This window comes from Aliikangiella coralliicola, assembly GCF_007004725.1.
GTDB lineage: Bacteria > Pseudomonadota > Gammaproteobacteria > Enterobacterales > Kangiellaceae > Aliikangiella > Aliikangiella coralliicola.
Genome location: NZ_ML660160.1, coordinates 537,041 through 551,860, shown reverse-complemented (window position 1 = coordinate 551,860; position 14,820 = coordinate 537,041). Strand labels below are relative to the sequence as shown.

The following is a 14,820-nucleotide window of genomic DNA, read 5'->3' as shown; positions in this document are numbered from 1 at the left end:
ATTCATCTTTCGCGCCTACCCACTCATTCCTAGTAACCTTCCCACCGATAACTGTTTCTGAGTTGAGATAAATTTAAAGTCGTAGATGAAGCTACGAATTAAAAATTGACAAAAGTCAGTTGGAAACCAGGGATAGTTGTTAAAGGCTCCTCGCCCAGCGGCTATAACGAGCTTGTGGAATTCATGACTCATTGGATTAAGCGGAAAAATGTTTGAGGGAACCGAGTTTTTTTCCGCCCAATGAGTCACTGTCAACAGGAAAAGGCGAGAAAGGCTTATCAGTTCTTACAACACCAAACAAATTAGTTATTTTCAGCGAAAAAGCCCTTTTGGTTACTTTTGTGGCTTTGGACAAAAGTAACTCGCATGCAAGCGAAGCGATGCGAAATCGCTCTAAAAAACCAAAACCAAAGACTCAAGCCCCCCCAAAGAAACCTTAATCTTCCCCACCCCACCTTCAACACTCAAATCAAAACGCCGATCATCAAAAATATTCTCCAAATGGTAAACACCATCCCGCAAATCCCACTCACTAATCAATGACTCCATCACCTCAATCTCAAACCGACTACTCTTATCATCAGAAAAATTACTCACCACTATAACTCTCTCACTATCAGACCAGCGAGCAAAAGAATAAAGCTTCTCACCATAATTTCGCGTGTTTACCAAATTGTAAGAATGCAAATCAGCATAGTTACCAGTTAGAGCGAGAGAATTAGCACTAAAAGAAAGTAACTTTTGATAAAAATTATTTAGAGATTTTTCATTAGAAGTTAACAATCCCCCATCATACTTCCCATTATTGGCCCAGCGCTTGAGCGTTTCTAATCCCCAATAATCAAAAATAGTCGTTCGCGTCGGAGCACCAAACCCCGCATCGCCTTCGCCTTTTTCCCCTAAATCTTGCGCAAAATATAATAAGGTGGGACCTTTACCGATTAATGCAGAAACGACCATCGCAGGTTTACCCTTGTTAGCATCCCCGGCAAAGTCAGGACTTGCGATACGCTGCTCATCGTGATTTTCAAGAAAATGCAGCATTTGAGGGTCAATGTCAGCAAAGGTATCAACAATTGGCGTCAATAAAGAAGTCGGCGCTTTACCTTGCATAATCAATTTTAAAGTGTCATAAAAATCAACCTTATCGTATAGCGAGTCCATCAATCCTAGCTTGATATAGTCTCGATAAATCTTTGGGTTGTAGACTTCTGCTAACAAAAAAGCTTCAGCGTTTTTTTGTTTAATTGCTGAGTTTAGATAACTCCAGAATTCAACAGGAACCATTTCAGCCATATCATAGCGAAATCCATCAACACCAAATTCAATCCAATAAAGCGCGATATCTCGAAACTTTTTCCAGGAATCAGGAACACTTCTACCTGCCCAAAAGTCATAATGCTCGTGATGGTTTTTACTACGATAACTATCTGGCAAGCGGTCAAAGTCGTATGTCCCATCGGGACGAACACCATAATTGACCTTGACTGTTTCGTACCAGTCGTGAAAACCTGGCTGCGCTTTACGGGCACCATTTCCTGTCCACTTAGCGGGAGACTCATGAAAACGTCCGTCACTTAATAAATGTTTTTCACCGCCCAAAGCCTGGTAACCATCTAAGGGTTCAGGGACAACAAAAGGTTGATCAACAATATAATAAAAATTGTTGTCTCGATGATACTCAACATTAGTATTATCTTCCGCGCCAAAATCTTTTACGCCTTTCGGCTTGGAAATCGACTGATAATTTCTCGCCACATGATTGGGAACAATATCAATGATCACTTTCATCCCTTGCTGATGAGTTCTCTCTACCAGTGCTTTAAATTCTTGTAGGCGGTTATCGGGCTCCACCGCTAAATCAGGATTGACATTGTAGTAATCTTTAACGGCATAAGGTGAACCGGCTCTTCCTTTAACTACGTCAGGATCATCATTAGCAATCCCTAGCTGAGTGTAATCTCGAATTAACGCGTGATGCGGTACGCCTGTGTACCAGACATGGGTCGTTCCAAATTGCTTAATGGCTTTAAGCGCATCAACAGTGAAGTCGTTAAATTTGCCAACACCATTTTCTTCAATACTTCCCCAAGGTTTATTTGTTGTGTTTCTATTACCAAATAGCCGGGTGAAAACCTGATAGATTACTTTTTTTTCTGGTTTTTTAGCTGCCTTTTTAGTTGGCTCTTTAACGTTCGAATTTAGCGCCGCTTTTGTATCAGCCTCGACCTTCTGAGTATTTTTAATGTTTGCTCGTTCAGATTGAACACAACCAGAAATAAAAGAAGCCGTGAAAACAGCCATACTAAAAGTAACAATGATTATGTTTATTTGCTTTAGTTTTTTCATCATCTTATGTTTCGATTTAAATTAATATTCAAAATTAAAACTTGTTTGTGTTTTTCTTTACTTGATAACCAACAAAGACTTTTCATGGTTCCATACAATTGAAACCTCAAGTTGATTCAATGCTGAGTCATAAGTAAATTGATCGGCAGGTACCTCTTCGTCATTAAATTCAATCGACTCTGGTTTTCGATTCCAATTGTGAATCACTAGAGAAACCTTTCGTGACGCCGGCATTGTTCGATAGCCCTTCCCTTCGCGCTTAATTTCAATCTCTAAATGTTTTCTTTGGTTCTTCGCCTTAAATCTCAACAACTCATGTGCGCCACTCTGAATTGAATCAAAGCTCTCCCCATCATCCTCATACATCATGCCTTTACTTTCTGATGCAGAATCATCCGAGTAATAGTGCAATATTAAATTCCCACTTGAGTAATCTTTTGTAGATTGAATACTTTCTATCATTGGTAGGAAGGCACCGGCCTTAACGAGAACTGGAATTTTTTTCAAATCAACAGGTATATCGACGGTTTGACTACCTTGATATTTGGTACCGTTCCAATAGTCAAACCATACGCCTGTGGGTAGTGAGAGCGATTGTGAGGTAATGCCCGGCTCAACTACTGGAGAAATCAAAAGAGAGTCCCCCCACAAGTAGCTCGTTTTATTATCGATTAAGTCTAAATTAGATTCATCAGAAAAAAACAATGGCCGCATTAGCGGCATTCCTGTGGTCGAATTCTGATAAGCCATCGTATAGATATAAGGCAACATCTGATAACGCAACTTAACGAACTCTCTGATAATATCTTTGGTTTCTTTATCGTGGAAGACAGGCTCTGGCGCAATGTTATCTTGTGCGTGAGGTCGGTAAACCGGTTGAAATACGCCGTATTGCAACCAACGAATATAAAGTTCTTTATCAAAAGTTGTGCCACCGGCAAAACCACCCAGGTCAGAATGGGTGTAGGCCAGGCCGAAAAGTCCCATCTGTAAACTCAATTCTACCTGAGGTTTTAATCCTCCCCACGACCGCGAAACATCACCGGTCCAGGGAATTATTCCAAACCGTTGTGACCCAGCGAACCCTGACCGCATCATAATAAACGGGCGCGTTTGAGGCTGAAATTCTCGTTGATTTTCATACACCATTTTAGCCCACTGGTGGCCGTATGCATTATGGATTTCATCACCTCTGACGTTTCTTTCGGCGGCAGAGAAATAGTGCAATATATCATCGGGATGAACTTCGGGTTCTCCAAGATCTCCCCAGGTTCCAGCGGTTCCTTGCTCGAAAAGTTTTTGATAGTGTTGCCAGAACCACTGTTGAGCATTTTTATCAAACACATCAACTAAGCCAGTATTGCCGAAATAAAAATCATATCGATAAGGCTCACCTTTTTCATCTTTAGCAATCACCTTATTATCAACGGCCTCTTGCCAATTTTTAGAACTGCTTAATATAAAAGGTTCGGTAATGGCGATGGTTTTAACACCTTTTTGTTTGAGGTCATCGATCATTTTTTCAGGCGTCGGAAACGCGCTTCGATCCCAATCAAGGTTACCAACATGACCCTTAATATCAGGGCCAAACCAATAGAGGTCGAGAATAACTGTGTCAAGCGGAAAGTCTTCTTGAATAAATTTATCAACAGTTTCCCTGACTTGCTTTTCGGTTTTATAACCAAAACGGGAAGCATAATTTCCAAACGCCCATCGCGGCGGTAACGGTTGTTTTCCGGTGAGTTCAACGTAGTTATTAATAAGTTTAGGAAAATTCTTGGCCGTAGAGACAATGTAAGCAGTTCGTCCACCAACAGCTTCAAACGACAAAACATCTTTATTTGTTTTTCCAATGTCCAAGAAACCTGACGCCGAGTTATCAAATACAATCATATATTTCTTATCTGACATAATTGCCGGCAAACTGTAGTACATCTGATTAGATTCAGTGGTGTAACCATAGTGGGCACGGTTATAAAGTGGCATTCTGTGGCCTCTTCGATCCATACCGAGAACTCTTTGCCCGCCCCCCATAATTTTTTCTTTGTCGGTAAGCTCAAAATTGAAACCTAAATTCTTATCAGTATGAAAATATGCTATCTGACGGCTGATAAGTTCAGCGCCACGAAAAAACCGAATCTCAAAGTTTTTCTTATTAATGACCGCTTCTAAATTGCCATTACGAAAAAACAACTGGTTGTTTTTTTCCTGAAGCTCTCCTTTTTCACTTCTTGAAGTCTCAGATATTGCAAAGGAAGGTAATTGCTTTACGCCGTTTTCCATATGATGCACCTCTATGGAATCACCAGGTAACGCTGTCAATTGAATCTTTCCCCTGGATGTTTCAACAACTAAAACGCCATTTTCCATCGAGTGCGAGACATATTCGGAGCTTTGTCTGGATGTTACACAAGAGGTGAGCGCTAACATTCCTAAAAGGAATAATATTTTTTTCAATTTTTTTCCTCGTAATAACTAAGTTAACGATTAAGTCGATTGCGTTTCCCCCGCTCAGTACACTGAGCCTCTCTACCCCGCAGAAAGAAAAGCACTTATCTCCTCCTTCATCAAAGGGGGCTTAAGGGGGATTTATTCAAGTTTAATTCTTCACAATATCCAAAACCAATGCGGACATTCCCTCAACTTCAATTGCTTTATTCATCGAATATTTCCTTTCCGTAAAGATATCTCTACCAACACGACCCTTTTCATCTTTAAGCATTGATGGGAATTTTTCTGGATTGATTACGACAGTGCCCTTATTTTTATTGAGTACAACCATTACTTTTGAACTCTGGTTATGTCTGAAATAAACATAAACACCATTTTGTGGAGCGTAATGAGTTAGCTTTCCAGTGTGAATGACTGGCGAGTTCTTGCGCCAATTTAACAACTTTTTCATAAACAACTGCATTTCAGACTGACTATTGCTTAATCCTGAACCAGAAAATGCGTTCCGCTTGTCGCTTTTCCAACCACCGGCAAAGTCACTCCTGATTACACCGTGGGAATCGCTCTCTTTGTTATCCATTAAAATTTCTGTTCCGTAGAAGAACTGTGGTATTCCGCGGGTGGTCGCAAAGAAAACTAATGCCATTTTAGTCAATGCGACATCATGTTTTAATTGGGTAAAAATTCTCCCCATATCGTGATTATCAGGAAAAATAACCAACTTTTCTGGATTCGCATAAATGAAATCGCCGGCAATTGTTGCGTAAAGCTTTTGAAATCCATCGGACCAGCTATCTTTTTCGGTAAGACCTTTTACCAGAGCATCCTGAAGTGGAAAATCCATCAATGAAGTTAAGTCAGATTGATAATCATCGTGACGTCTTTTACCTTTTTGCCAATAAGCAACAATGGCAGGGTTTATTGACCATTCTTCACCAACCATCGTAAATTCGGGATACTCAGCCACAATTCTCTGCGTGTAGTCTGTCAGAAATTTTTTATCTGAATATGAGTAAGTATCTAAACGAATACCGCTCAGGTCAGCATATTCAATCCACCAAATACTATTTTGAATAAGATAATTAGCCAACATCGGATTACGCTGATTTAAATCTGGCATTGTCGGCACAAACCACCCATCGGCGAAACCGTTTCTATCTTCTGCCACACCATGGGGGTCATGTAAGCTTTCCCTTTTATGACTGGTAGGGCTGAACTTAGCATTATGGTTAATCCAGTCTTCTGCCGGAAGATCTTTCATCCACCAATGTTCGGAGCCAATATGATTAAGAATGATGTCTTTGATTAACCCAATCTCTTTTCGCTTTGCTTCCCTGGACAACTCTCTATACAAACGGTTACTACCATAACGCTCGTCAATTCGATAATAGTCTGTTGTGGAATAACCATGATAGGAATATTGAGGCTGATCGTTTTCCAAAACGGGATTGAGCCAAAGCTGCGTGAACCCCATTTTGTGAATATAATCCAGGTTATCAATGACTCCCTGAATATCACCTCCGTGTCTGCCATCTGGATTTTGTCGATCAAGTTTTTCTTTTAAACTATCAACTTCATCATTTGAGGAATCACCGTTAGCAAATCGATCGGGAGTAATTAGATAAATAACATCAGCAGAATTAAATCCTCGTCGGTTAGCCGAGTTCGACTCACGTGATTTAATTTGATAATCAATCGTGTTAACGACTTTCTTGTTTTCAAGAAAGTGAAGCTGATAGGTTCCGTGAGGAGTATTCTGTAACGACAAATTGATAAATAGATAGTTAGGATTATTCGTTGACTGCCATGATTCAACTTTGAGTTTTTTGCTCGGCGATTCAACCGTCAGATTGGAGATATTATTCCCGTGGACCATCAACTGAAGGCGATTGTCTTTCATACCTGCCCACCAAAAAGGAGGTTCGATTCTATAGTTTTTCATCACGTCAGTTTTCACTGACGTGTGCTCTTGCGCTTGTACTGAAAAACTAACGCCAACAAATAAAATAAATAATGTGAGTAGTGGGAAATAGTTACCTGAATGTTTTGTAAAATTCAAAACAAGACCTCTTGATAAGAGACATCTGAAATACGTTCTTTAAAATAGAATTTCTGCAGCACATGTACTGGATATTTACATGCATACCAGCTCAAATATATACATTCCTAAATATCAGCGCTCATAATAATCAAACAACGTTTTAATCGATTAGCCGCCCAGCCAACGCCGGACGGCAATCGAAAACCGGGCTTACCCAGTAGCCCGGAGCGACACTAACTTCAATTAGAGAGCGGTTACCGTCACTGATGGCGCTGAACCATCAGGCCCGGTAACCATAAACCGATAAGTTCCATCTGTCGTAATTTCAAGCTTCAGATTATCGTTAGTAGTAAATAACCCTTCGGCAACACCTAACTCAACTGCAGCCGAATCGCTATTTTCGGCGCCGAAGTTAACCGTCGACCAATCTTCACTGGCAACTTTGAACTCGTAACTACCAGCGGTTAGCGCTCTGTCGATACTGTAAGTACCATCGCCGTTATAGCTAATTTGATCATCAGTTCCCCAACCGTTCATGCTGCCGCGAAGGAATACCGGTGTGCCGGCAAAGAACTCCTGGTTAAACACACGAAGCTTTGGCACCAGGTTGGTCATATCAAAAATAAACACGTAAGTGGCGTCAGTGGAGATGGTAATGTTTAAGTTATCATTGGTTTCGAATAACAATTCTTCGACACCAAGTTCAACCGTTGACTCTCCAGCATTTTCAGCACCAAAATTCACGGTGCTCCAATCTTCTGATGCGACTTTAAAGTTATAGGTTCCAGCAGTAAGCGGCACAGATAGCGTATAGATTCGACCGCCATCATAAGTGAACGGCGTTGTCGTTCCCCAGCTATTCATGTCGCCTCGTAGATATACCGTTGTTCCTACGTAGGGTTCCTCGTTAACGACATTCAATACCGGCGCCGTCGGTTCACTGGCATCGACTTCAAAATAATAAGTTGCATCAATTGCAGGTGTGATATTCAAATTAAAATTGGTTGAAGCAAGCGTTTTGTCAGCGCCTTCAGCGACAACTTGTTCAGCGCCTTCACTCGCTGCACCATAGTTCACGGTAGACCAGTCTTCAGACGCAAACTTGAAGTTGTAAGTTGTACCACCTGTCAGCGCGACAGCCACCGCGTAAACGCCGTCACCTTGATACTCAAATGCATCATCAGTCGACCAACCATTCATATCACCGCGTAGATAAACAGAAGTGTCTCCATAAGGAACAACGTCGGGTGCACCGGAAGTCGCAAAAGCGGATAAACCTTCTCCTTGTGCCGCCCCTTGAGATTTAACGAAAACAGCCATAGTACGGGCAGGTACCGTAAATGTCCCTTCGCCAGTACCTTCGCTAAAACTCGCGCTACTCATTCGTGTATCCACTGATGCGGCCAGCGTCGGATGTAAACTAAATCCGGCAGCGGTTGGAACCGTATGTGATTGTTCGCTATCGGTACCATTAACCACAACGACAAGCGCGTCAAAAGCAGGGTCCAGGTCGGTCACACCAACACCATCATCAATACTCATGACGATAAGCCCTTGAGTTTGTCGACTACCGATATTATGGAAACCAACGCGCGCCAGAACATCGGCTTCAGAAGTCAAACGGAACAGCTTACTATCGCGACGAATACTCAGAAATTCTTTGAAAACATTGGACGCGAAAGTGATATCACTGTTACTGGTTGCTGTTAACGGATTTGAAGAAATACCAACAATATTTTCCCAGTTGCTTTCATTGTCCTGAGCTAGCGGCAAGCCAACATTCCAGTTGTTAGTCGTCATGGTAAAGTCAACATAATTGAACCAGTCGCCAGCATCATAAGTATTACGATCCATTGATTTGGAACGAAGCATGTCACCACCGAGTTGCAAGAATGGAATTCCCTGACTCATCAATGGAATTGACAAGGCAATATTTTGTGAACGCACTCTGTCTTCTTGTGACATACCAACAGGTAAGTTGTATTGCAATTTATCCCACAAAGTATTGTCATCATGCTTAGAAACATAGTTGATTACATCAGCTGGATCCAAGGCATAAGATGGGCGAGAAAAACTGCTACCGGTACTCGCTGCGCCACTGGAACCTTTCAGCACATAGTTAGCTAGCGTGCCGGCCATACCCAGTTTAACCACATCTTGTTCATTCAAATCGCCGCCGCTGTTAAACAACGCAGCGGAACGAATACCTTCCCGAATGCGATCATTGAAAGTCGATATTTCGGTTCCTGCGAGGTTATCCTGATTGGCCTGATTCGCTCTGCCATCATCTCGATACCAACCTTCTCCGTAAAAATAGTTATCCGGATCAACAGCTCGTACTGCTTCTCTCGCCGCAACCATTTGTTCAACTGAGCCATGGCTCATAATATCGAAACGGAAACCATCAAATTTATATTGTTCAGTCCAGACTAACAGAGAATCCTTCATAAACTTATCCATCATACGATGCTCTAGTGCCGTATCGTTACAACAAGTGGATTGTTGAACGCTTCCGGTCACCAAATCTCGGCGATGATAATAGCCAGGAACAATTTTATCGAACACAGAATTGTCCCACAGGCCGGCAGAACTTGTATGGTTGTAAACAACATCCAGAACAACACGCAAACCAGTTTCGTGTAGCGCCTGGTTCATCGCTCGCATTTCAATAATTCGTGAAACGCCGTCGGCATTAGAAGCGTAGATACCATCTGGCACGCTAAAGTGTTTTGGATCGTAGCCCCAGTTAAACGAGTCTAAACCTCGCATAGAGTTCACTAGCGCTTGAGCATCTTCTGAGTAAGGTGCATAACTTTGTAAAACAGAAAGAATAGTTGCGCTGTCAGATTCAACACCACAGACTGGTGCATCGGCGTTGGCCGCACATAAATCTCCAACGGTATCATCGATATCAACAATATTTGCCGGGTCTTCGCCAATACTGGCAATGTCATTGGCAGGCAACATATGGAAGTGAGTTAAACCCCGTGACGCTAAAGCCGCCAAATGTTGCATAGGTGCGGAAGTTGTTTCGGTAAATGCCATATACTTACCACGATTGGCTTCCGTGGTACTTTCATCGCGTACGCTGAAATCTCGAATGTGCCCTTCATAAATAACGGCATCTTCGGGGTCGACAATAGTCGGTACTGTGTGCGCATCCCAACCCGCAGGTTTCAGGTCCGCATCATTTAAATTAACAAACTGACTGTACATGCCATTAGTCGACAAACTTACTGAGTAAGGGTCGGTGGTTTCAATGGTTTCGATCGCATCGTTTTGCGGATGATAAACACTGAGTTCAAATCGGTAAAACTGACGGTCAAGGGATGCAGTTCCCCCATAACTCCAAACACCGGTTACGGCATCTTCTGTCATATCATTAGTGCTGGTTAAATTTTTAGCGGCATCATAAATCTTTAACTTGACTGTCTGCGCAGTCGGTGCCCAAACCGAAACGTTGATATTATCGCCAGAATAAACTACACCAAGTGCCGACTCATCAGCATCTGCATCACCGGTTGTATAAATTGCGTCGAGTGCTTTCGCCGCTTGAACATTGGTCGCCTGAAAAGGGCCGTCAGCATTGTAAGCCGCAAGCACTAACTGATTTTTCAAAACGGCTTTCGCTTCTTCGGCCGTCCAATTTCCCTGGTATGCAGTCCAGCTGGCAAACTGTGGATACATGGCTTGCTGTTCCGCAGTCAATTCCACCTCAGTCAACACCACCGACGTACCACTTAAGTTTGAATCATCATCCACCTCGATGCTCGCGTCAGCAGAATGGTGCAGGCGAACTTCGGTTGCTAATACTGGATCAATTTCCCAAACTAATGTCGTTGCATCGATCCAGTGAGCAGCAAAATCTTTGACCTGCAGCGGTAAATCGCCCAGAGATGTAATTGGATATTCGAAAACTGCCGGATAGCCAGAAAGCGTCCAGTTCATGCGAACAAAATCAGGATCGTCCTGAACCAGATTCATGGTCCAGTCACCGCCGCCTAATTCTTTACCAGCATCATCAGTGCCAATGTGAATAATAAAGTTCGCGCAGTCACCATAACCTTCTTTCAATTTTAAAATCCAGTAAGCACCATAGTTAGGATCAATTCCGGTGTGGACCAGACCATTCGACCAGGACTCAGCGATAGATTCCGGCGCCAATGAATCGCAAGCGTCATTGTTCCAGGTGTGCAATCGATAGCCTTCATAAACCGGATCTCCCGCTTCATTTGATGCATCTTGTGGTCTGTTATAAAAAAGTATCGCTTCGTTTTCGCCTGGAAATACACTCGGCTCAGGCGCATTAGGATCAGCACCAATGACACATTGATCATTCGTTTCATTAGGCACTGTCGGCGCAGGACAATCAAGGGGCGGCGGCTCAACACAAGATGTTCCGGTGGGATCAGGAATTAGCGGCAATGTACAGGTCAATAATTCTTTTCCGCTATCGACCGATCCGCCGCCACATCCACCTAATCCGAGCAAAGTTAAAATAATGGCAACATAGCTCAAAATGGTTATTTTTTTTGTCAAATTATTCATGGGCAATCTCCAAATTATTCTTTTCAATTTACTTGGTTTCTAAATTTATCGACTTAACAATCAATTTAAAGCTGGTAAGTCATCCCAAGAAAAAATTGACGGCCAAAATATTGAATTGTGCCGGTTTGTGCTTTTGTACCAAAGTAAGATTTTGTCGGTTGGTCAGTTACATTGTTAACCTGAAAAACTATCGTTCCACTTTCATCAAAAGCGTAAGAGGCTTGATAGTCAACAACCGTTTCACCATCGAAGAATACTGTTTGCTCATTAACGGCAATTTGTTCAGAAACAAATCGCGAACGGTGACGCACATTGATTCGAGTTTCAAAATCGTCATATTCATAAAAAACGGTTGCGCTGATCACATCTTTTGACAACCCATCTAACGGTAAGTCAATTGAAGAGCCGCCAAAGTCAGTCAGCTTACTCACCTCACTATCGGTGTAAGCATAACTTCCGCTCACACCTAAGCCAGACCAGGGTTCGGGCAACATTGAAAATACCTGGGTGTAAGCCAGTTCAAACCCTTGAATGTACCCTCCTCCTGTATTGTTTACCGCTGTAGTATAAGAACCATTACGCACTTCAAATTCTTCCAAAGACACAGGGTTTAGATAAGTTTCAGGAACCGCAATATTGGTGGTCGAAAAGTCAAAGTTTTCCACGGTAAATTGATCAATAAAAGACTTAATATCTTTATAAAAAATCGCCGCAATAAGGGCTCCGTCAGTCTCACTAAAATAATATTCGTAAGACAGATCATACTGGTCTGCCATAAATGGTTTTAACTGTGGACTGTTGACACTCGTGGCATTAAATTCTTGAGTATCAAGATTAACCTGCCCACTGATCTCCGACACCAGCCGTTGAATTGGCGCACGCGACATCACTCTGGCCGCAGCAAAACGAAGTTGGGTATCTTCAGTGAGTTTAAAATTTAAGTTAATTTGCGGCAAATAATCGGTGTAAGTGACGCCGTCAGTACCTGGTGCGTATTGATCATTAACAATACCTGCCTCGTCGACAATATTCTGTGCACCCTGTAATGGATCGCCTTCGACATTTTGTAATGTTGATGCAGATTGATCAGTATGAACAACTCTCAATCCAATGTTACCAGTAACGGGCATTTCGCCTAACATGGCATCGATATTAGCCTGGAAATAAGCAGATGAAACTTTTTCTGTCACTTCACCACTTTGTAAAACAGACCATGCCGAATGATTGTCTAACTCTCCCAACGCGTTAACACCCCATGTTTGCACGGGTTGACCTGTTCCTGCTGGCAACCAGGCGGCGAGAACCGCATCAATATCAACGGCCAGGTAACTCGGAAAACTAGCAAAGTCTCCAGAAAAACTTACCGGAGTAGCTAAGCTGCTATTGAGTCTGAAAGGCGGTTCACTGGATAAGAATGAACCGTCCGAACCGTATTCGAACAGCGATCGCTCTTTATCATAGTTTCGTTCAGAAAAACGAACGCCCATTTCAAACGAAGAAAACCAGTCGCTTTGTTGTAAATCATAAACACCATCTAATTTAAAAGCTTTTAAGTTGTCTTTATATTCAAATGGATAAGTACCATATTTACTGACCATGACGCGGTTAATATCGGCAAAATTCTGATTGAAACTCGCGTCAGGTAAATTCAGATCATTCAGTTGATAGTTTATTGCGACACCCGTGTCGAAAACTGGATTGGCAATGGTGGCATCTTCAGCAACTAAAGACCAAAGTAAGCGATTTTGGAAATCACTTTCAGCACCAGAATAAGAAAGATCAGCACTTAGAGAAAAATTATCGGTCAATTGCCAGTTGGCATTAACTCCATAGTTTGCAATTTCATCAACTTCACTATCATCATCGTTTGCAATTTCAACTCGAGTATAACTCTGTCCAGTCCTTACTACCGTGGCGCCAACTACGTTGTTCTGAAAAATATTGGGATTATAAAAATGCGCCGTTGGTCCACCAAATTTAACTCGAAGACCTCGCGCGAATTGTTCGGAATCAAATTTTGACAAAAAGGCATCGGCAGTTAATGAAAATGTATTACTCGGCGTCCACTCCACTGCCGCGACATAACCGTCACGAATTTCAGTGCCGCCTTTATGCTGCATTTCGAATCCTTCGCTGATAAATTCGAAATCTTGATCACCGTCAACGTCTTTTTGATCGTTGTAGTGAAGACCGATAAATTGGGTCGCTACGCTGGGTTGATCTAATCGAGCAAATCCTAAAGATAATCCCACTGTGTCATCGGCAAATTTTCCCTGGTAAGAAAAGCTTAAGCGGCTACCGCTTTCTTCAGCATCGTAAATTTCTTCAGCGCGATCGTTGTACATGCCTCGTGCATTAAAACTAAACGTGTGTTGCTCTTTGTTTTGTAATGGGCTCGCCGTTCTCAGTTCCACCGTGCCTGCAACACCGCCTTCAATTAAAGACGCTTTTTGCGATTTATAAACGGCACCGGATGCAATTAGCTCTGACGGATACTGGTCAAACTCAACACTACGCGTTCCTCCAGTTGAAACTTGTTCTCGTCCATTAAGCGTCGCTAAAATAAAGCCGCCTGATAAACCACGGATATTAATTTCAGCAGCCTGTCCACCGGTACGTACCGCGGAAATTCCAGGTAATCGTGTTAATGCGTCTGCAATTGATACATCGGGAAGAGAACCTAGATCGTCAGAGGACAATTGCTCACTAACAGTGTCGGCATATCGCTTTTCATCGAGTGAGCGAATAAGGCTTCCACGATACCCAGTGATAACCATTTTATGTTCTTCAATTGGTTGTTCGGTCTCGGTCGCATTTTCATTCTGACTGGATGAATCAGTCGACTCGCTTACCTCATTTTCTTGTGCAGATTCTTCTTGAGTAGTTGTTTGTTCTTGAGCACTGACTGGTGAAACATATAAGCCAGAAGTTAGCCCTGCAGTGGCTAAGGCTAACGTCAATAAACTCGGCTTAAATCTCGTCATAGAAACCCCCTTGTTATTATTTTGTGTTGTTCGATCCCTAATGTATCGGTTTTACAAAAATTCGTTATCGCCCTGAATTCGCTAAGTAAAACTTATCAAATTGATTGTTCACACCAGAGTACAGCGTCGGATAAAACACATTTTTAGTCATTTAATCTTGCATCAATAATACGGGGGAACAATTTGACAGGACAATGGCTTGCATACGTATTCATAAGAATTTTGAGATTTTTACTGACGTCGATAGAGGTAATTCTGGTTAAAAACGTGATTATTACCGGAGAAGTGATGCAGTAGATTTTTTGCTTCTTTTTCAGCAGGTTTAACCACGACGCAATAGCCGGCATTGTCATATCTATCGCGACTTAAGTCGCTCCTACAGGAGAACAACGAATTTGCAGGAGCTGTTTCAACCGCGAAGTGTTGGAAGGTAATAAGTAGGGTGAA

Annotated in this window: 5 protein-coding genes; all 5 read right to left on the bottom strand. The window is 42.3% G+C overall.

Annotation, left to right across the window (positions count from 1 at the left end; all coding sequences use genetic code 11):
- Positions 1 to 393: 393 nt before the first annotated feature.
- The gene (locus FLL46_RS01995; RefSeq protein WP_210418570.1) at positions 394 to 2,352 is read right to left on the bottom strand and encodes an alpha-amylase family protein; all 1,959 of its coding nucleotides are present in this window, start codon (positions 2,350 to 2,352) and stop codon (positions 394 to 396) included.
- Between the two features lie 54 nt (positions 2,353 to 2,406).
- Positions 2,407 to 4,806 carry a glycoside hydrolase family 31 protein gene (locus FLL46_RS01990; RefSeq protein WP_210418569.1) on the bottom strand — a complete coding sequence of 800 codons (2,400 nt, stop codon included), beginning with the start codon at positions 4,804 to 4,806 and terminating at the stop codon, positions 2,407 to 2,409.
- 142 nt (positions 4,807 to 4,948) lie between these two features.
- A complete protein-coding gene (locus FLL46_RS01985; protein ID WP_210418568.1) occupies positions 4,949 to 6,859 on the bottom strand; it encodes a glycoside hydrolase family 13 protein in 1,911 nt (636 codons plus the stop codon).
- 225 nt (positions 6,860 to 7,084) lie between these two features.
- Entirely contained in the window at positions 7,085 to 11,389 is a 4,305-nt protein-coding gene (locus FLL46_RS01980) for an alpha-1,6-glucosidase domain-containing protein (protein WP_142891740.1), read from the bottom strand.
- A 65-nt stretch (positions 11,390 to 11,454) separates the two neighbouring features.
- Complete coding sequence (locus FLL46_RS01975; RefSeq protein ID WP_142891739.1) at positions 11,455 to 14,373, bottom strand: TonB-dependent receptor; 2,919 nt, start codon at positions 14,371 to 14,373, stop codon at positions 11,455 to 11,457.
- Positions 14,374 to 14,820 lie beyond the last annotated feature (447 nt).